Source organism: Veronia nyctiphanis (genome assembly GCF_004116385.1).
GTDB classification, from domain to species: Bacteria; Pseudomonadota; Gammaproteobacteria; order Enterobacterales; family Vibrionaceae; genus Veronia; species Veronia nyctiphanis.
Genome location: NZ_PEIB01000001.1, coordinates 1 through 19,285 on the forward strand (window position 1 = coordinate 1; position 19,285 = coordinate 19,285).

20 protein-coding genes are annotated in these 19,285 nt (G+C 37.2%); all 20 read left to right on the plus strand.

The window, feature by feature from the left end; all coding sequences use genetic code 11:
- Positions 1-351: 351 nt before the first annotated feature.
- The 20 genes from CS022_RS00005 (at position 352) to CS022_RS00090 (ending at position 19,275) form a co-directional block, all read left to right on the plus strand.
- Positions 352-720, plus strand: a complete 369-nt coding sequence (locus tag CS022_RS00005) for a hypothetical protein (protein ID WP_235869158.1) — start codon at positions 352-354, stop codon at positions 718-720.
- A 261-nt stretch (positions 721-981) separates the two neighbouring features.
- The gene (locus tag CS022_RS27035; RefSeq protein ID WP_268967833.1) at positions 982-1,104 is read left to right on the plus strand and encodes a hypothetical protein; all 123 of its coding nucleotides are present in this window, start codon (positions 982-984) and stop codon (positions 1,102-1,104) included.
- A 113-nt stretch (positions 1,105-1,217) separates the two neighbouring features.
- On the plus strand, positions 1,218-2,402 hold the full coding sequence (locus tag CS022_RS00010) for a polysaccharide export protein (protein ID WP_129120570.1): 1,185 nt from the start codon (positions 1,218-1,220) through the stop codon (positions 2,400-2,402).
- A gap of 88 nt (positions 2,403-2,490) precedes the next feature.
- Complete coding sequence (locus CS022_RS00015; RefSeq protein WP_129120571.1) at positions 2,491-2,931, plus strand: arsenate reductase/protein-tyrosine-phosphatase family protein; 441 nt, start codon at positions 2,491-2,493, stop codon at positions 2,929-2,931.
- 90 nt (positions 2,932-3,021) lie between these two features.
- A complete protein-coding gene (locus CS022_RS00020; RefSeq protein ID WP_129120572.1) occupies positions 3,022-5,169 on the plus strand; it encodes a polysaccharide biosynthesis tyrosine autokinase in 2,148 nt (715 codons plus the stop codon).
- A 195-nt stretch (positions 5,170-5,364) separates the two neighbouring features.
- The gene (gene rfbB, locus CS022_RS00025; protein WP_129120573.1) at positions 5,365-6,426 is read left to right on the plus strand and encodes a dTDP-glucose 4,6-dehydratase; all 1,062 of its coding nucleotides are present in this window, start codon (positions 5,365-5,367) and stop codon (positions 6,424-6,426) included.
- A gap of 61 nt (positions 6,427-6,487) precedes the next feature.
- On the plus strand, positions 6,488-7,372 hold the full coding sequence (gene rfbA / locus CS022_RS00030) for a glucose-1-phosphate thymidylyltransferase RfbA (RefSeq protein WP_129120574.1): 885 nt from the start codon (positions 6,488-6,490) through the stop codon (positions 7,370-7,372).
- On the plus strand, positions 7,369-8,253 hold the full coding sequence (rfbD, locus tag CS022_RS00035; protein WP_129120575.1) for a dTDP-4-dehydrorhamnose reductase: 885 nt from the start codon (positions 7,369-7,371) through the stop codon (positions 8,251-8,253). The genes rfbA and rfbD overlap by 4 nt, the downstream gene beginning before the upstream one ends.
- A gap of 2 nt (positions 8,254-8,255) precedes the next feature.
- Positions 8,256-8,801 (plus strand): dTDP-4-dehydrorhamnose 3,5-epimerase, encoded by a 546-nt coding sequence (gene rfbC / locus CS022_RS00040; RefSeq protein WP_129120576.1) that lies wholly within the window; start codon positions 8,256-8,258, stop codon positions 8,799-8,801.
- A gap of 143 nt (positions 8,802-8,944) precedes the next feature.
- On the plus strand, positions 8,945-9,421 hold the full coding sequence (locus CS022_RS25670) for a beta/alpha barrel domain-containing protein (protein ID WP_235869159.1): 477 nt from the start codon (positions 8,945-8,947) through the stop codon (positions 9,419-9,421).
- A 47-nt stretch (positions 9,422-9,468) separates the two neighbouring features.
- Positions 9,469-10,566 carry a beta/alpha barrel domain-containing protein gene (locus CS022_RS00045; RefSeq protein ID WP_235869160.1) on the plus strand — a complete coding sequence of 366 codons (1,098 nt, stop codon included), beginning with the start codon at positions 9,469-9,471 and terminating at the stop codon, positions 10,564-10,566.
- Complete coding sequence (locus tag CS022_RS00050) at positions 10,544-11,188, plus strand: HAD family hydrolase (RefSeq protein ID WP_129120577.1); 645 nt, start codon at positions 10,544-10,546, stop codon at positions 11,186-11,188. Before CS022_RS00045 ends, CS022_RS00050 begins: the two co-directional genes overlap by 23 nt.
- A gap of 17 nt (positions 11,189-11,205) precedes the next feature.
- Positions 11,206-11,949, plus strand: coding sequence for a 3-deoxy-manno-octulosonate cytidylyltransferase (locus CS022_RS00055; protein ID WP_129120578.1), 744 nt, complete (start codon positions 11,206-11,208; stop codon positions 11,947-11,949).
- A 395-nt stretch (positions 11,950-12,344) separates the two neighbouring features.
- A complete protein-coding gene (locus CS022_RS00060) occupies positions 12,345-13,574 on the plus strand; it encodes an oligosaccharide flippase family protein (protein WP_129120579.1) in 1,230 nt (409 codons plus the stop codon).
- Entirely contained in the window at positions 13,564-14,724 is a 1,161-nt protein-coding gene (locus CS022_RS00065; RefSeq protein WP_129120580.1) for a hypothetical protein, read from the plus strand. The genes CS022_RS00060 and CS022_RS00065 overlap by 11 nt, the downstream gene beginning before the upstream one ends.
- A gap of 723 nt (positions 14,725-15,447) precedes the next feature.
- Entirely contained in the window at positions 15,448-15,843 is a 396-nt protein-coding gene (locus CS022_RS00070; RefSeq protein ID WP_129120581.1) for a hypothetical protein, read from the plus strand.
- Between the two features lie 319 nt (positions 15,844-16,162).
- A complete protein-coding gene (locus tag CS022_RS00075; protein WP_129120582.1) occupies positions 16,163-16,831 on the plus strand; it encodes a CgeB family protein in 669 nt (222 codons plus the stop codon).
- Between the two features lie 3 nt (positions 16,832-16,834).
- Entirely contained in the window at positions 16,835-17,989 is a 1,155-nt protein-coding gene (locus CS022_RS00080; RefSeq protein ID WP_129120583.1) for a glycosyltransferase family 4 protein, read from the plus strand.
- The gene (locus CS022_RS00085) at positions 17,979-18,500 is read left to right on the plus strand and encodes an acyltransferase (protein WP_129120584.1); all 522 of its coding nucleotides are present in this window, start codon (positions 17,979-17,981) and stop codon (positions 18,498-18,500) included. The genes CS022_RS00080 and CS022_RS00085 overlap by 11 nt, the downstream gene beginning before the upstream one ends.
- Positions 18,493-19,275 carry a glycosyltransferase family 2 protein gene (locus CS022_RS00090; RefSeq protein ID WP_129120585.1) on the plus strand — a complete coding sequence of 261 codons (783 nt, stop codon included), beginning with the start codon at positions 18,493-18,495 and terminating at the stop codon, positions 19,273-19,275. The genes CS022_RS00085 and CS022_RS00090 overlap by 8 nt, the downstream gene beginning before the upstream one ends.
- Positions 19,276-19,285: the final 10 nt, after the last annotated feature.

Sequence of the window (19,285 nt, forward strand, 5' to 3'; positions counted from 1 at the left end):
CGCTGCAGCGCCAGTGGCCGCCAGAGCCAGTCGAAGCACCCGCAGCGCCTGCCGCTCCAGTGGCTGCCATCACTGATGAAGACATCAGTGCAGACGCCAGAAGTGCGATAGTAAGTTTTTTCATGAGTTCTCCAAAGTGATTTATCTGATAGGCTTTCAGCTCTTAAATGCTAGCGAGTTATGCTTATTGAGTAAATACACACCATGACACCAAATTGAAATTGCTGCCAAATTTTTGGAATAAATAGTGTACGAGTTTTAATAGCGAGAAAGCAGCGCCTATTGCCACTGTCACTCTCCGGCATTAGTATCCTCAGCTATCCACAGAAAAGTGTCTAAAAAAGGTGAGGTATGATTAAGATCTTCAAAGCCACTGCAATAACATTTGCTGCGCTATTGACACTTCAAGGTTGCTCATTGACGCAAACAAACGCGATGGGAAATTTTAATGGTGTCATCGAGTGGGCGAGTGGCACCACTGAATACGTCAACGTCTCTTCGTCATCTGATTTTTTGACGTTTTCTGGTACGGGTTTTTCCAGTAACAGTGTGGTGATTTACAGCCGAATTGCTGGCGCATCAGACAATAAGTGTGAGTTTTATGTCAACGAGCCTAACCCCAAATCAAGATTAGTCTTGTGCGGAGATGGTGAGGTTAGATTGATGAATAGCGGTAAGACATTGAATGTTGGCCGATTAAAAATATTCGAGTCTTCCTGATTGTCTCAGGTAAGAGAATAAATATAAATGTAACATTGTCCCAGTAGCGTTACGCATCGAAATTAGATAATGCTGTGATATTCATGCATTGTGTGATGAAAACATGTGGTTGTGATGTACAAGCGGTAAACAGCTCAACTTTTCAATGAAAACTATCAATAATTGCCACTTGGAATGCCAAACAGATTGTATTTTTTAAAATTCAACTCAGGTCACAGTCATTCATATCATGAGAAGTGTGATTTTGATGGCGTTATGTTAATGTTTGCCGCAAAAAAAGTGTCTGCGTTTTTGGACTTGATGTCTTTTTTGTCAGTAAGATTCACCCTGCGGGATTTGAGAACGACACTCAATGGCGGTAGCGTGCCTGTTTTCAGAGCCTAAATTGCCTTATCCTAGCACTCGCATCAATGACGAAAGCAAACTTATTCGTTAGACTGCCAGACACATGCACTAGCACACCTGTAAAAACGACAAGAATGAATGGTTGGAAATTGATGAGAAGCAAAGTAAAGCTTTTAGCACTAATACTACCTATTGCTCTAGTAAGCGGTTGCACGCTGACAGGAAGCCACCTCAGTACTGAGGATAAACGTGTCGTTACGACATCTGAAGAGAATGACAGTGTTGATATTTCGAAGTTTGTCTTAGTGCACCCTCTCACTGCCTCTAGCGTTAGCGCCTATAAAAGTAAACTCCCTGAATCAAGACCGAACCCAGACTTAGACAAGAGCATTTCAGCTTACGAATACCGCGTGGGTGCCGGTGATGTACTTAACGTGATCGTATGGGATCACCCAGAGCTGACTACGCCAGCAGGACAATTCAGAAGCCCCAGTGATTCAGGGCTGTGGGTCGATGCTGACGGCACTATCTTCTACCCGTACATCGGCCGTGTTGACGTATTGAACAAAACCGTATCAGAAATACGTGCCATCATCGCTAAACGATTAGCAAAGTATGTTGAAAAGCCACAAGTAGACGTTAACGTGGCTGCGTTTCGCTCTCAGAAAGTGCATGTAACGGGCGAGGTTGCTCAGCCTGGCCAACAGCCTATTACCAATATCCCGATGACATTGCTGGATGCAGTAAACAGGGCGGGTGGACTGTCAGAAAATGCGAACTGGAAAAAGGTGACCATTGTTCGAAACGGTGTCAAAGAAACCACCTCGCTTTATGCGCTGATGCAGCGCGGTGATATGCAGGAAAATCGCCTGTTGCAAGCGGGTGATATTGTTAATGTCGCCAGCAATGATAACCAAAATGTGTATGTGTTTGGTGAAGTACAAAATCCACAGCTGCTCAAGATAACCAGAAACGGTATGTCACTGACCGCAGCATTGAGCAGTGTTGGTGGCATTAATGAGCTGGAAGCAGATGCGACGGGTATTTTTGTCATCCGTGGCAGAGAAGCTAACGCAACTGAAGCAACGGCAAACAATAGCGATTTGGCCTCAAATACTGATTCCCACCTTATTGCCGACCTGTATCAGCTGAATATAAAAGATGCGACTGCTTTGGTAGTAGGCACTGAGTTTGAACTTGAGCCGAAAGACATAGTCTATGTTACGGCAGCGCCAATCTCTCGTTGGAACCGTGTTATTCGTCAGCTGTTACCGACTATCAGTGGTTTTGACACCCTCACCGATGGTGTGAGACGAGTACGTAACTGGCCAAATTAATAGCGCATTCGAAATAAAGCGTGGTTTTTGTCGATTTCTATCGGCGACAACCTAGACGACTAAAGCAGACGACAAAAAGGATAGATACATGTTTGATAATATTCTCGTGGTATGTGTTGGGAATATTTGCCGCTCCCCAACAGGAGAGTACCTCCTCAAACGTCTGCTCCCCAATAAACGGATAGCGTCAGCGGGCATTGCGACCAGTAAAAGCAAACTTACTGGTCACCCTGCTGACAAAGTCGCACAACAGGTTGCACTAGCGCATGAACTTAGCTTAGAGCAGCATAGCGCCCAGCAACTCACGTCATCAATGTGTCAGGAATTTGATCTGATTCTGGTCATGGAAAAAGGGCACATTGATGCGGTTTGCGCTATAGCACCAGAAGCCCGCGGCAAAACAATGCTGTTCAGTCATTGGCTAGATAAAGTCGACATCCCAGACCCTTACCGCCAGAGTGAAGAAGCGTATCAGCACGCCTGGAACTTGATTGAAAAATCTGCTCATAAATGGGCAGACAAATTATAAAGCTCAAAGTGGCTAACTGCCTTTTATCTCTTTTAAAACACATTTTATTTTGCCCAAAAAGTGGCACTGCATAGCGAAACGAAGAAGCGTATGACAACAACGAATACAACGCAGACAGCATCAGATGAAATTGATTTAGGTCGCTTGTTCGGCATCTTAATTGATAGCCGTTGGATGATAATCAGCATTACATTTTTGTTCGCAGCCATTGGTGTGGCGTATGCGGTATTAAGTACACCCATTTATAAAGCTGATGCCCTATTGCAAGTCGAAGAAAAAAGTAACGGCATGCCAGCACTGGGCGAAATGGGAGAGCTATTCAGCAGCGAGTCATCCTCGTCCACTGAGATTGAAATTCTTAAATCACGGATGGTGTTGGGCAAAACCGTCGATAAATTTTCACTTACCACAGTGATAGAGCCTGTTTACCTGCCGTTTATTGGAAAGGGTATTGCAAGATTAACCCACGCTCAGCCAATTATTGATGTTGCTCGTTTCACCTTACCTAAAGATGTATATGATTCCTCTTTTGTTCTGACCATTGACGATGCTGATGCGGGCAAATATCGCTTGTTAAACAGCCGTGATGAGACAGTATTAACAGGTGTTGTTGGTGGGCTTGCTGAAAAAAATGGTTTTAGCCTCCGAGTACTAAAAGTAGATGCTGAAAACGGCACCTCATTTTCGATTACTAAAAGAAGCCGACTTGATGCCATTCAGTGGATTCAACAACATTTAATAGTGAGTGAGCGCGGTAAAAAGACAGGCGTGCTTCAGCTTTCATTTACTGGCGAAAACAAACAGCTTATTGAAAAGCTGCTCGATGATATTGCAACCAACTACTTTCTTCAGAATGTTGACAGAAACTCAGCTGAAGCACAGAAAAGCTTAACGTTTCTTGAGAGCAACCTACCCAAAGTGAAACAAGAGCTAACCGATGCAGAAAATACACTAAATGCCTTCCGATTAAAAAACGAATCGGTTGACCTGAGCCTTGAAGCAAAAGCGAACTTAGACGCTGCGGTAAAAGTGGAAGCTAGTCTCAATCAATTGGCAATTGAAGAAAGGGATTTAGCCACCCGGTTTACTAAAGAACACCCGCTTTATTCGGCACTGATAGAAAAACGAAAGGCAATACTTGAGCAAAAAGCCAAACTTAATGAGCAAACCCAAGCGTTGCCAAAGACACAACGTGAAGTGCTTCGCTACACCAGAGATGTAGAGGTTAAACAGCAGCTGTATGTTGAGTTACTCAACAAAGTGCAAGAGCTGAAAATTGTTAAGGCCAGTACCGTAGGTAATGTTCGTATACTTGACTCTGCGCAGGCGTTTAGCGCACCGATAAAACCGAAAAAGCCCTTAATCGCTATTCTCGCTACTATTCTCGGCGGTATACTGGGTGTTGGCATCGCGTTGTTGCGGGCTGCGCTTCACAAAGGAGTCGAAAACCCTGCAGACCTAGAAGCCATAGGATTGTCCGTTTACGCAAGTATTCCGCATTCAGAACAACAATCTGGCTTAGAGAAGCTGTATAAACGGCAGAAGGTGCAGTCTTCAAATGAGGGACTCCTGGCTGAACTAAACCCAGCAGATCTCTCTATTGAAGCCCTTCGTGGACTTCGTACAAGCCTGCACTTTGCAATGATGGAAGCAAAAAACAATGTATTGATGATATCTGGCCCGAGTCCAAACATTGGTAAATCTTTTGTGTCTGCTAACCTTGCTGCAGTAATGGCGAAGGCCGGACAAAAAGTATTAGTGATTGACGCCGATATGCGAAAAGGCTACTTGCAAAAATACTTTGGTATTAACTGGGAAAACGGATTGAGTGATGTCCTATCTGGTAAAGCAACGTATGCAGATGCCATAAAACCATCGGGCGTAGAGAATCTAGATATGCTCACGCGCGGCAGTGTACCACCCAACCCATCAGAATTATTGATGCATGTACGATGTAAAGAACTTATAGATTGGGCATCGAATAATTATGATTTGGTGATTGTTGATACGCCACCTGTAATGGCAGTGACAGACCCTGCAATTGTCGGTGCGCTTGCAGGTACTACTTTGATGGTTGGTAGGTTTGGCGTGAATCCGCTCAAAGAAATTGAAGTATCGCGAGAGCGCTTCGAAAAAGCCGGTGTAGAAGTGAAAGGTTTTATATTAAATGCCGTTGAGCGAAAAGCGAGTAATGCATATGGTGGCAATTACGGTTATTACAACTATAGCTACAAATAATACTCAATAACCTACAGTATATCCTAATATGCCAATAAGATTACTTAGTGGCATATTAGGTGTAAAAATAAAGATACCTATCCTTATATATCCATATAAATATAAAATTCGTATTTGTTCTACCAAATAACTCTAAGTTTCAGCTTAGAGTTATAACCCAGAAATTTATCCGACTTCATAAAAAGAGAGTCAATTTTGAAGATTCTATTAACTGGTGGTGCGGGCTTTATTGGCTCAGCCGTTGTACGTCATATAATAAAGAACACGAAAGACAGCGTTATTAATGTTGACAAACTAACTTATGCTGGAAATTTAGAGTCTATTACTGACGTTGAAAGCAATGATCGTTATGCATTTATTGAGGCTGATATTTGTAATCGTAGTGCGATGGACGATATTTTTTCCGCCTACCAACCAGATGCGGTAATGCATTTAGCGGCGGAATCTCACGTTGATCGCTCAATCGATGGCCCTGCGGCATTTATAGAAACTAATATTATCGGTACTTACACCCTGTTGGAAGCTGGTCGCCAATATTGGAATTCTCTTAATGACGATAAGAAAGCATCGTTTCGCTTTCATCATATCTCTACTGATGAGGTATATGGTGACTTGGAAGGAACTAACGACCTTTTTACAGAAAAAACATCCTACGAACCGTCAAGCCCTTACTCTGCATCAAAAGCATCGAGCGATCACTTGGTTCGTGCGTGGCAGCGTACATATGGATTACCAACATTAGTGACAAACTGCTCGAACAACTATGGGCCTTACCATTTCCCAGAAAAACTCATTCCGTTGATGATTTTAAATGCATTGGAAGGAAAAGTTTTACCAGTCTACGGCGATGGCATGCAGATTCGCGATTGGCTGTTTGTGGAAGACCATGCACGTGCGCTATATAAAGTCGTAACAGAGGGAGTTATTGGCGATACCTATAACATTGGCGGCCACAATGAAAAATCTAACATTGAGGTAGTGAAAACGATTTGCTCGCTCCTCGAAGAGCTGGTTCCAAATAAGCCTGCGGGGGTTGCCAAGTACCAAGATTTGATTACTTACGTAAAAGATCGCCCAGGGCACGATGTTCGCTACGCGATTGACGCTTCCAAAATTGAACGTGAATTAGGTTGGAAACCGGAAGAAACGTTTGAATCAGGCATTCGTAAAACAGTTGAGTGGTATCTGAACAATAAAGAGTGGTGGTCTCGGGTGCTTGATGGCTCCTACTCTCGTGAGCGTTTGGGGTCACATTAATTACTACTTCTTATATATCTGTTTTTAGCCCCACAAATTTAAACGTCGGAACTAAATATTTATGAAAGGTATAATCCTTGCGGGTGGTTCAGGCACTCGTCTCTACCCCATTACTCGCGGTGTTTCAAAACAACTACTACCCGTATACGACAAACCGATGATTTATTATCCGCTGTCTACTCTCATGTTGGCAGGAATCAACGATATCCTGATCATAACTACTCCTGAGGACAACGAAAGCTTCCAGCGTCTATTAGGCGACGGTAGTGACTTTGGTATAAATCTTGAGTATGCCGTTCAACCCAGCCCTGACGGCTTAGCGCAAGCTTTTATTATAGGGAAAGAATTTATTGGTGATGAAAGTGTGTGCCTGGTATTGGGTGACAACATCTTCTATGGCCAATCTTTCAGTAAACAGCTAAAAAATGCGAAAGAGCTTGCTTTAAGTGGAAAGGCAACAGTATTCGGTTATCAAGTTAAAGATCCCGAGCGTTTTGGTGTGGTCGAGTTTGACGAGGACATGCGAGCGATTTCTCTAGAAGAAAAACCAGCTCAGCCAAAGTCAAATTACGCAGTAACAGGTCTGTATTTCTATGACAATCGTGTTGTTGATTTTGCAAAAGATGTCCGACCATCTGAGCGTGGTGAGTTAGAAATAACGACACTGAATGAAATATATCTGAACAATGGATCACTGAATGTTGAGTTGTTAGGACGCGGTTTTGCATGGTTAGACACGGGCACCCATGAAAGTCTTCATGAAGCATCTTCTTTCGTTCAAACGATAGAGAATGTTCAAGGCTTGAAAGTGGCGTGTCTTGAAGAAGTTGCTTGGCGAAACGGATGGCTGACAACAAAAGAAATTGAAAATTTAGCTGGTCCAATGTTGAAAAATGAATATGGACAATACCTGAATCGCATTATCGCCGAGGCTGACAATAAGTGACGAAAATACTCATAACGGGAAGCAAAGGACAAGTCGGGCGGTGTTTAGTTGAACAACTGAACAATACGATTGATATAGAATTTATTGCACTAGATAGAAACGAACTTGATATTACTGATTCGACTTCTGTTGAAAAAATTGTAACGTCCTTCCGACCCAACGTGATTATCAATGCTGCAGCGCACACGGCCGTCGACCGCGCTGAAGAAGAAGTTGACCTTTCTTATGCTATTAATCGAGATGGCCCGAGAAACATTGCTGAAGCCGCTGAAAAAATTGGCGCAGCCATACTTCATATATCAACGGACTATGTCTTCGCTGGTGACAAAGATGGCGAATATGTAGAAAATGATGAAACTGGCCCTCAAGGTATTTACGGTAAAAGTAAACTAGCCGGTGAAATCGCTGTTGCGCAGGCATGCCATCGTCATATCATCATTAGAACAGCTTGGGTATTTAGCGAGCACGGTGGCAATTTTGTAAAATCTATGCTGCGTTTAGCCGAGAGTCGAGACACATTGGGCATTGTTGCCGATCAGTTTGGTGGACCAACGTATGCAGGTGACATTGCCGCTGCCCTAATTAAAATCTCAGCTGCTATCACCAAAGGGGCTAGCGTAGAATTTGGTATTTACCATTATTCTGGTATGCCACATGTAAGCTGGTATGACTTTGCTAAGACTATTTTCGTTGAAGCGACTGAGCAGGACATGTTAAAAAAGCCTACGGCGATAAACCCAATAGCGACTGCAGACTATCCAACTCCAGCAAAACGTCCGGCAAACTCCAAACTAAATAACAGGAAAATTTACTCCCAGTTTGGTATAGCACCAAGTTGTTGGCCGTTGGCATTAAAGAATTTAAAAAACTATACGAGTTAAATATGAAAGTTATTGATACTGAAATCTCTGATGTGAAAATTATTGATCCTACAGTGTTTGGTGATGAACGTGGTTTCTTTATGGAAACATGGAATCAAAGAAGATTTGAAGAGTTAGTTACAGGTAAATCAATAAGTTTTGTACAAGATAATCACTCAAAGTCAAAAAAAGGCATTTTGCGGGGGATCCACTATCAGACTGAAAATACACAAGGAAAACTCGTACGAGTTATTTCTGGTGAAGTGTTTGATGTTGCGGTAGATATTCGAAAAGCTTCGCCTACATTTGGTAAGTGGGTCGGTGTATATCTGTCAGCCGAAAACAAACGGCAGTTGTGGATTCCTGAAGGTTTTGCACATGGCTTCTATGTGACTAGTGATGAAGCTGAATTTGTTTATAAGTGTACAGACTATTATAATCCCGATGCCGAAGTATCAATAAAGTGGGATGATAAAGAAATAGGTATTGCATGGCCTATTACTGATAAGCCACTACTCTCTAAAAAGGACAGTAATGCAAGCTCATTTAGTTCTGAAACTTCAATATGAAATAACCATTTAAAATATCCTTAATTTCAGATGATACGGTTAGTAAGTGATTATTCAATTAAGCGTAAATATATAAACTGCACAAATATATAATTTAACATCTAGTAACCTCGAATGAATATAACAAAATCCAGTGAGAAAATATGATGAATATAATAGATTGTACACTACGTGATGGCGGATATTATAACAACTGGGATTTTCCAAAAGAAGTAGTAGAGGCATATCTGAATGCTGTTTCTGCTGCAAAAATTGATTATGTAGAGTTAGGCCTACGTAACTTTCCCAAGAAAGAGTTTCTTGGAGCTTATGCATACACAACCGAGGACCACCTCAATACACTTGAGCTTCCAGAAGGGCCAACTTATGGAGTTATGGTTGATGCGAAAACAATTCTAAGCTCTGACTTACCAGTAGAGCAAGCTATTGAATCTTTATTCATCCCCGCTGAATTGAGCAAAATAAATCTTGTCCGTGTTGCAGCTCACTTTGACGAGGTTGAAAAATCAGGTCCAATTGTTAAGAAGCTAAAAGAAATGGGTTACATGGTCGGCTATAACCTGATGCAAGCTGGAGGCAAAGACTCAGCAGTTATTGCGACAAAGCTCGTCAAGCTTTAGAGTGGGAAGCGCTAGATATTCTTTACTTTGCAGATTCACTTGGAAATATGGATGGAAAAGAAGTCGAAAGAATTGTTAAAGCTTTACGTCAACACTGGAAGGGAACACTTGGTATCCATACTCACGATAATATGAGTAAAGGTTTAGACAATACGCTTAAAGCACTTAGTTCCGGAGTTACCTGGTTGGATGCTACTATTACAGGTATGGGCCGTGGAGCAGGAAATACTCAAACTGAAAAACTCCTTGCATCTTTATATAAGGAGGGTAGTAAATATAACCCTCTTCCTATATACGACATTGTGATTCGATATTTTGAAAAAATGCAAAGAGATTATGGCTGGGGTAGCAATCTTTTATACTTCTTGGGTGCTCAAAATGATGTGCACCCTACATACATACAAAACCTTCTTTCTAACTCTCACTTCGGAACTGATGAAATTGTGGGTGCTATAGGGTATTTGAGCAAGTTGGAAGGAACAACATCATACAATGGTTCTGTATTAGAAACGGCATTATCGTTTAACTCAACCTCAAATGAGGCTTCAGGTACTGATTGTCTTTTAAATAGATTCGTAGGTAAAGAAGTTCTGGTTGTTGCTAATGGGGATACGACAAAAAACTATTCTGATGCAATTGAGCTATATATAAAACAAAAGAGACCGGTAGTGTTGTCGGTGAACTTGGTTGAAGGGATAGACAGTAAGCTCATTGACTTTTTTGTTTTATCACACAATGCAAAGTTCCTATCAGATTCAGAAAATTATAAGAAAATTTCGAATACAGTTATATTACCGAAGCATCGTTTTAGTGATGATGAAATAGAACTGGTGAACCATTTAGAGATATTTGATGTAGGCTTTGATAGTAACGCTATGATGCTGAGTGCTGATGAAAATATTGTAAGAGCACCTTATGATTTAACAACTGCTTATGTTTTAGGGTTATTAATTATCAGTTCTGCGGATAAAGTTAGTCTTGTCGGATTTGATGGCTATGAAAAAGGCGATACTCGTCAACATGAAATGCTAGATATCATTCAACAATATTCTTTAATAGATTCAGCACCTCATCTTGTTTGCCTGACACCGACTTCCTATCCAATCGAGAAAGGTTCAATATATGCACTCCATTCAAAAATTTGATATTTATATATTTGATTGTGATGGCGTAATTTTAGATTCAAATGAATTAAAGATTGAAGCTATGAAAAATGCGCTATTAGCGCATTTTTCAATAATTCCCGAAGTAGATTTGTGTATAGATTATTTTCGAAATAACTTTGGGAAGTCACGATTCCATCACATTAATCATTTTCTTAACAATATTCTCAATGTCGAACAACAACAAAGAGATAGATATGAAAAACTACTTCTAGCTGATTTTTCTAAACAGTGTCGTAAATTATACCTAAACGCTGAAATTACACCGGGATTTTTGAATTTCCTTAAGCTATGTGAAGGGAAAAGATACGTAGCCAGTGGTTCTGAGCAAGAAGAGTTACGGAATGTGTTTATCGCTAAAAGGCTAGATAAATACTTTGACGGTATATTTGGTTCTCCAACACCAAAGGTCGAACTAATTAGACATATTCTGAATAAAGAAAAAAATATGAACGCTGTGATGTTTGGTGATGCAGAATCAGATATGGTTTCGGCCTGTCAGAATGATATCGAATTCGTGTTTTACTCTCGGTATTCCAATGTGAAAGACAAAATGCTTAAATTATGCGCATTAAATAAATTTGCAATTATAGATAATTTTTAATAAAGGAAACTTCAATTATGTGTTACGAGAAGAGTTATGCCGTTGTGATTCCAGCACGGTATAAATCTAGCCGCTTCCCCGGAAAGCCGTTAGTCGATATTTGTGGTAAGCCAATGATACAGCACGTTTGGGAGCGTTGTTGCACAGCAGTTGAACGAAAAAATGTCTACGTTGCCACCGATGATACTCGTATCCAAAAAATTGTACAAGGTTTTGGAGGGCAAGTTGTTATGACAAGTTCAGATTGTTTGACAGGGACAGACCGTCTTGCTGAAGCAAACTTACAGCTTAATCGTGATTTTATTGTTAATGTTCAAGGTGACGAGCCACTTGTAAACCCAAACGACATACACACAGTGATTGATTCATTTCTTAGTACAGGTAATGTTACAAATGCTATGTGTCCAATTGTATCTGAGGCTGAATTTAATTCTTTAACCGTACCAAAAGTTACCTTCAGCCAATCGGCTAAATTACTTTACATGAGTCGTGCCGGTATACCCTTAACAAAAGATGGTAGGTATAAATTTGGTTACAAACAGGTTTGTATATATGCTTTCTCAAAAGAACATTTGGAATTTTTTTCCGAGTATAAGGTCAAATCAGAACTTGAAGAAGTAGAAGATATTGAGATACTTAGATTTCTCGAAAATGACTTCACTGTATCGATGGTTGAAGTTAAATCAGGAGCATTAGCAGTAGATGTTCCGTCAGATGTTGATGTGGTTATAGCTAAGCTAATAGAAAGTTCTGGAAATTAAATTTTCAGGAAAATACTAGAATCGTTTGTTAGCGATATGTTTATAAAGTAAGAATAGACGAGGGTTAATAACTTTATAATAACTGGAATTGTCAGTCAGTAAATTATAGTTATTTGAAACCTGTATCAATTGTGTAATTAATACTGGATCCACCCTAGGTAATGGAGCTAGTGATTTTATATAAACAAATAATCGTTAATGGAACTAATTTATATATAATAACTTCTAGGGTGTCTAACTTTGAAAAATTTAGAAAGATTGATGCTATATCTGTTGTCTCAAATGGAAATATACAATCAAAACATTGGCCTCAATACTGATAACTATATAACTATATAACTATATAACTATAAATCTATAAATCTATAAATGTTTAAAGCGAATAACAATATAAGATGCTGATTAAGAATATTACCGCCAATATGGTTACTACCTTGGTAGGGATGTTGGCTCCCCTAATAGTTATACCAATTTTAACCAGGGATATGGGTCTGGGTGCGTATGGTATATACATGTCGATAGTAGCCTTGATAGGGTTATTTAATGTACTTAGTGATTTTGGCTTAGATATGTATATATCTAAGGTTTTGTCAGAAATAAAGAAAGATAGTGAGGACATAAATTTTTATGTTTTCTTCTTTATAATATTTAAAGTTCTTATCTCAATTTTATCCATTATACCTGTCTATTTGCTTCTCGATCCCACACTGGGAGTTGACGAAAGATTTTTAATAGTACTAATTGGCTTCCTTTTTCTTAGTAATCTTAAACCAACATGTATACTTAATGGGCTTGAAATGTATACATTTCAAGCTAAAACAGAGCTGGTTGGAAAAATTGTAATGGTGATTCTTGTATTTCTGTTAAATTTTGAAGAAAATGCGATACTTAAAGCATTATTTGCCATGTCCACATCATATTTTATTGTATTACTAATTTCATATATAAAGATTTACAGTCTGGGATATTTAAAATTTAACTTTTATCCGATTTGTAACTTCATTAATGTTATTAAAAATTCATTAGATTTCTACTTTGCAAGACTATTTGTTAATATCTATCAAAAATCGAGTACATACTTTGTGTCTATTGTATTAAACTCTGATGCAGTTGCGCTTTACTCTATTGCAATACAGTTGTACAAAGTTGGACAGGCTATTATAGGTTCAATATCTAAAGTACTATATACAAGCACAATAAGAAGTAAAAAAATAAAACCTATCATAATAGCTTCGCTGTTATGCATAACAGTCTTATTTTTCCTTTACCCAGTAGTCCACTTCTTTGGATTGGAAATTATAAGCTATCTTATTCCAGCTGCCAATGAGATTTTATTTGAAGTATCAAAGTTACTCTATTTTTCTCTTATGTTTGTTGTTTTAGGATCGTTCTGGGGTTATCCTGTTTTAGCTTCTTTCAACCTAGAGAAATATGCGCATTTAGGTATTATAATTGGCTCATTAATATATTATTTCGCATTTTTCACATTTTGGATGCTTAATTCATTTACTATATATACAGCTATTATTTGTATATTAATTACTGATGCTGCAACTGCTGTGATTCGGTTACTTATATGTAAGTGGAAAATATCGGGATTACAGGTTAGATATAATGAAATCTAATTATTCAAAATACAAAATCTTTAAAAAAAAATTCCATGGTTTAATTTATAAAGGTATTGCTCTTGACTATGCTTTAGGGTCATACTTAGCACAGTATGTGTGGAGTAATAAGAAAGTAAGATTTATTCTTGGTCTTCTTTTTGAAGGTTATAAATTAGATTATAGTTATATTTCAAAAAAGAAAAATGAGTATGATGTTTTTACATACTATATTGAAAGGGACGATTACAGGAAATTAATTGAAGGATATATCGAAAAATCTGATACAGAATATGAATTAGTGAAAATAGAATCAGAAAAGAAATGGAAAAATCTTTTTTTAAGTTTGACTTATATTTATGAATCATGGGTTCTATCTAGAGGAAGAAAGTTTGGTGTAATTGATTTGTTATTTGTTGCTTTTTCCTTAAGGGTAATTGACAAAATTGGAAATTTGAATTTTAAAGGATACATGTCTTTTAATAGTGCTTTCAAATACGAATCGTTCCTATCACTTTATTTCAACGCTAGAGATGTAGAAACATTCTCTATACAACATGGAGCATACTTTAATTTCAAAAATGATACTCCTATCGATGTCATTAATTATGAAAACTTATGCTCAAGTAACCTTCTTTGCTGGGGTCAGTATACGGTCGACCAGATAAAAAATCTTGTACCGAAGTATACAAATATAGTAAATTATGGTTATCCCCTAGTTCACTCTGCTAACAATTACAAACCACAAAAAGAAAATAAGGCTATCTATATTTTAGTGCCCAGGTCTATATATAAAGAAGAGATTTTAAATTTATTTAAGATATTAAAAGATACTGGAGAAGAGTTTGTTATAAGGCCACATCCGAGTGTAAAAAAAGAAATTGGAAATTATATAACTACAAATAAATTAGAATGGATTATTGATGATAAAGAAACTATGCACTCTTTGCTAAGAAAATACAAGTTTAAAGCTTGTATTAGCTTTAATTCTACAGCTCTATTTGAATGTATTCTATTTAACCAAAACGCTATTCAATATGTATCTGATAACGATGAGTTCATATTAGATAATCTCTGTAAGTTCAACAATATTATCACATTCAAAAATGCAATTGAGACATCAGTTAAACAAACTGTAGATGTAAGCTATTTCTTTAAGAGTGTACTATGACAAGCGAAAAAAATAACATCTCAGAATTCACAATTTTCACGATAATTATTTTGTTGTATTTCATACAAACTGGGGACTATATATTTTCACGCTATTTCTTACCAATTGTTGGTTTCTTTAGCTTTATTTTTTACTTGCTATTTTTAAGGAAAGAAAAATTAAGATTAAAAGTTGATGAGCTAATAGTTTATTTTTTTATTTATTTTTCCACGTCACTTTGTATACTTTTTTCAGCTCAATCAATATCAGGTGCAATTTTTGATTACGTAAAGGTATTTTTTGCATACTCAAGCTTTATTGTAGGCTATTATACATTCTCTAGGATTAACAGCTATTCAAAAAATAAAAAAGATTTCATTTTATATAATGGTAGTAGCATCTGTATTTTTATTTCTAGAGTTTTATATAAGAGTTGTGTATAATTATGGCCTTTCATTTTCCATATCAAATTTTTATTTACTTAAAGTATCCAGTCCCTTCTTCTTTGATTCGAACGGGACAGGAATATATATTCTTTGTCTGTTTTGCTATGTTTTGTGTGTATTTCCTAAATTAGGTAAAGAGAAATATATTTACGTTACTATACTATCTGTCTTCCAAACTCTTACCTTTAGTCGCGCAGCAATTTTATGTTCACTTATAGTATTAGTAATATCCTATGTTTATCATCTCCGACCATCTCTAAAATTTTTGTTGTCTGCTTTAATAGTAACGATGTTATCGTTGCAAGTACCTAAATATATCGATCTCATAAGTGCTGATGGAAGTGGTTCTACTAAGTTAGCAATTTTTAGTAGATTAAGTGACCTATTTTTTAATTATGACCTGTTAGAACAGTTGTTCGGTTTTGGTGTTGAGAAAGGAAATTTTGCTTATTCATATTATGATGGAAGTTATGCCCATGCATTAATACCGATGCTTTTGGGAGAATTGGGCTTAGTGGGTCTCTTGTCATACTTGATTTTTTGGTTGTTTTGGGGAGTTAAAAGTCCCAAGGTATTTTTCACTGTTTTCATACCATTTTTTATCCTTGGGCTTTCATATCTCCCTCCATTAAATGAGACTTACTTTTTAGTTGCAGGAATTTCTATGGCCCTAACACGCAAGGATGACTTTTAAGAATGAAACAGAGATTACTTTTCATTTGCCCGTCATTTAATAATTATGAAAATAAAATCTTAGCTGCCTTAGATAAAAAATTTTTGGTTGACACTATTTTTTATGAAGAGACAGAGATTTTTAATATTTATGGAATTAAAAAAATCTTAGTTGTACTTTTTAGGTTGTTATTTCAGCTAACGTCTTTAAACCTCTTTGAAAGTATAAAGATTAGCATTTATAGGTTGGGGGCTAAAGGCTCAGTAAAAAATTAAGCACCACAGCAAGCGACTTCGATTTTATATTTGTAATTAAAGGGTTCGGTATTTCAATAGATGATGTGAATTTACTAAGAGAAAGGAACCCAAATGCTAAGCTATATTTTTATCAATGGGATTCTTTTAATATATATAAAGATGAAAGAGAGATCTCAAAACACTTTGATAGAGTTTTTTCATTCCAGCTTTGTGATTGTAAAGATGGGGTAAAATATCTACCAAATCCACACTTCTCGGAAGTCAAAGAACTGGAAGTGAAATTGAAAAATGGAATATACTATATTGGGATATTCACTATTCAAAGATATAGAACGCTAAATTCAATAGCAAAGACTTGCAAAGAAAGAAATATAGAGTTCAAATGGGAATTATATTCAAATAATTTTTTAATTAAATTTATATTCGGAAAAAATATAATTAATAGAAAAGTTTCAGCGGAAAAAATTGTAACTTTATATAAGGATTTTGGTGTTGTATTAGATCTGGGACAATCTAATCAATCAGGTGTAACACAGAGATTCTTTGAATCTTTATCATTAGGTTGCTCTGTAATTTCTTTTTCACCAGATGTGAGCAAATTTCAGAATATGAGTAATATGGTTTTAACATATAAGAGTTTTCGTAAAGGAAAATGGTTTGATGATCAAAAGGCCGAAACTGAGAAATTAAAAGAATTTATATCAAAGTATCATATTGATAATTGGATCAATGAAATTTTTAAAAAAGATTAATTTATGAGAATTCTAGCATGCCTCTCCGAGGCTTACGTAAAAAATTGTGATAATTACTATGCTAAACCAACGTCAGCACTGTTCTTACAGGAAGTGTTTGGTAAAGATAATATTTTTGTTGTATCACCATATGAAGATGGTAGTCCTCCTACAGGATGGAGTAGTCATGTAAGTTCTAAAAATTTCTTTGGCGTCCCTAAATTTGATTCGATTAAAAGTTTCGTACTTCGCTCTATTAGAGATCCGTCCTATTTAAAAAGATACATTCATAGATGTAATGAAATCATCGATAATCAAGAATGCGATTTTGTTTGGGTAAGAAACCCGTCTTTAGGTAGTTTAATCTTTGCCTTGTGTGCATTAAAAAAAGATAAGAAGTTAGTCAATCACATGTGCGCAAATGCGATGCAAGGATGGAAGAATGATAAATACTCGAAAAAAGAAAAGATATTAGGACTCGCGTTTTCATTCGTTATCAGGTATTTAGCTAAAAAGATTTCATCGCACAGAAACACTATAAACCTTTGTACAGGGGATGTGCTTTACAAGTTCTGTAAAAAGTTCAGTGTAAATACCCATCAGTTTGTTGATTTACTCGTTCAACCTAACCAGATTCTATTGGGTGATTCGTCCAATACCATATGCTCAAGCTTTCTTTTCATTGGAAGGTTACAAGCAGACAAAGGTATATTTGAACTGTGTGAAGCATTCTCTTCGCCTGAACTTAAAAACCTTTCTCTCTCTGTTGCTGGCGATGGTAGTGAATATGCCTATCTTAAATCTAAATATAAGAATGTTGAGTTTCTTGGTCAGATTTCTCACTCTGAACTTTCAAATGTAATTAACAGAACTGATTGTATCGTTGTTCCTTCAAAGAATAGTTACGAAGGATTCCCTAGAGTAATAATGGAAGCGTGGAGCTACGGAAAGCCAGTTATTGTTAGCGATGCGGGTGGTGTGAAAGCTTTTGTGATAGATAAAGAAAATTGCTTGCTCTTGAAAAGTGTTTCGAAGCAAAGTATCACCAAGGCAGTTAAATGTATTCATCAAGATACTGCTCTTTATAAAGAGCTCGCCAGTGGAGCAAGAGATATGAAGCATGTTTCAGATAAAAACTATTGGTTTAGTGTCTTAGAGAATGTGATATATGAAAAATAAAGTAGTCTTAATATATGGTTGGTTTATAAGGATGGGGTTGTTTTTTTTGCCTGATGCACCTGTAATAATGAAGTTTAGAGGGTGGCTTTATTCGATAGCGATGAAACGTGCCGGAGCAAATTTTCAAGTATCAAGCTCTGCTCTTTTGTTAGGGCTTGAAAATATAATCGTCGGAAAAGATGTATATATTGCACATGGAGTAGTAATCGCAGCAAGAGACTCCATAGATTTGGGCGATGAGGTAATGGTGGGCTTTAACTCTGTCCTTGTTTCGGGGAACCATACTAAAGTAAAAGACTCAAATAGTTATCGATTTGGAAAGTCTGAAACTAGACCTATTCGTATATATACGGGTGCTTGGATTGCGAGTAATACAACGGTTACTGCCGGAACATTTATTGGTGAAGGGGCCCTCATTGGACCTGCATCGGTTGCGTCAGGACATTATGAAAGTAATACTGTTAATTTGTGTGAGAAGGCTAAAGTAAAGGATAGTAAAAAGAATGTATGAGCAACCACTGGTTTCAATAATAACTCCAACCTATAACTGTTCTAAATTCATTCGTGATGTATATGAATCTATCGTTAACCAAGAATATAAACATTGGGAGTGGGTTGTTACAGACGATAACTCAACAGACGATACATTTACAGTACTTAGAGACTTGGCTAATAAAGATGATAGAATAGTTCTATCTAAAACAGATATTAATTCAGGCGCTGCTGTATGTCGCAACAACTCAATAGAGTTGTCATCTGGTAGGTTCTTAGCATTTATTGATGGTGACGATCTTTGGCTACCAAATAAGCTAACAACTCAAATTAAATTCATGTTGGAAAATAGAGTTTCATTTAGTTTTACAGCATACCAACTGGTTAATGTTAGTGGCGATTTAAGTTCCAAAGTCGTTGACTTAAATCAAAAGCTTCCATTATCTTATCAAGATATGTTGCGAAAAAAAGCAACGTTAGGTTGTTCGACTGTTATGTTAGATAAGACTGCATTTAATGATATATCCTTACCTAATTTACGTACAGGTCAGGATTATGCACTATGGCTTAACTTGCTGAGAACCGGTGAAAATGCCCATCCTATACCAATAGTTTTGACTTACTACCGCATTACTCCAAACTCGATCTCAAGAAACAAGTTTAAGAAGGCAATTCGTCAATGGCAAATATATCGTAAGATTGAAAAAATAGATTTTTTTAACTCTATCCCATTATTTTTCAACTATGCATGGCGAGCGTGTTTCGAAAGTAACTTCGTGTTTTTTTTGTATTAAAGGCCCTTAA

Coding starts and splice junctions, on each gene's coding strand:
- CS022_RS00010 (WP_129120570.1), top strand. CDS start 1,218: ATGAGAAGCAAAGTAAAGCTTTTAGCACTAATACTACCTATTGCTCTA.
- CS022_RS00060 (WP_129120579.1), top strand. CDS start 12,345: ATGCTGATTAAGAATATTACCGCCAATATGGTTACTACCTTGGTAGGG.
- CS022_RS00055 (WP_129120578.1), top strand. CDS start 11,206: ATGTGTTACGAGAAGAGTTATGCCGTTGTGATTCCAGCACGGTATAAA.
- CS022_RS00085 (WP_129120584.1), top strand. CDS start 17,979: ATGAAAAATAAAGTAGTCTTAATATATGGTTGGTTTATAAGGATGGGG.
- CS022_RS00015 (WP_129120571.1), top strand. CDS start 2,491: ATGTTTGATAATATTCTCGTGGTATGTGTTGGGAATATTTGCCGCTCC.
- CS022_RS00080 (WP_129120583.1), top strand. CDS start 16,835: ATGAGAATTCTAGCATGCCTCTCCGAGGCTTACGTAAAAAATTGTGAT.
- rfbA (WP_129120574.1), top strand. CDS start 6,488: ATGAAAGGTATAATCCTTGCGGGTGGTTCAGGCACTCGTCTCTACCCC.
- rfbC (WP_129120576.1), top strand. CDS start 8,256: ATGAAAGTTATTGATACTGAAATCTCTGATGTGAAAATTATTGATCCT.
- CS022_RS00050 (WP_129120577.1), top strand. CDS start 10,544: ATGCACTCCATTCAAAAATTTGATATTTATATATTTGATTGTGATGGC.
- CS022_RS00090 (WP_129120585.1), top strand. CDS start 18,493: ATGTATGAGCAACCACTGGTTTCAATAATAACTCCAACCTATAACTGT.
- CS022_RS25670 (WP_235869159.1), top strand. CDS start 8,945: ATGATGAATATAATAGATTGTACACTACGTGATGGCGGATATTATAAC.
- CS022_RS00065 (WP_129120580.1), top strand. CDS start 13,564: ATGAAATCTAATTATTCAAAATACAAAATCTTTAAAAAAAAATTCCAT.
- CS022_RS00005 (WP_235869158.1), top strand. CDS start 352: ATGATTAAGATCTTCAAAGCCACTGCAATAACATTTGCTGCGCTATTG.
- CS022_RS27035 (WP_268967833.1), top strand. CDS start 982: ATGTTTGCCGCAAAAAAAGTGTCTGCGTTTTTGGACTTGATGTCTTTT.
- CS022_RS00045 (WP_235869160.1), top strand. CDS start 9,469: ATGGATGGAAAAGAAGTCGAAAGAATTGTTAAAGCTTTACGTCAACAC.
- CS022_RS00020 (WP_129120572.1), top strand. CDS start 3,022: ATGACAACAACGAATACAACGCAGACAGCATCAGATGAAATTGATTTA.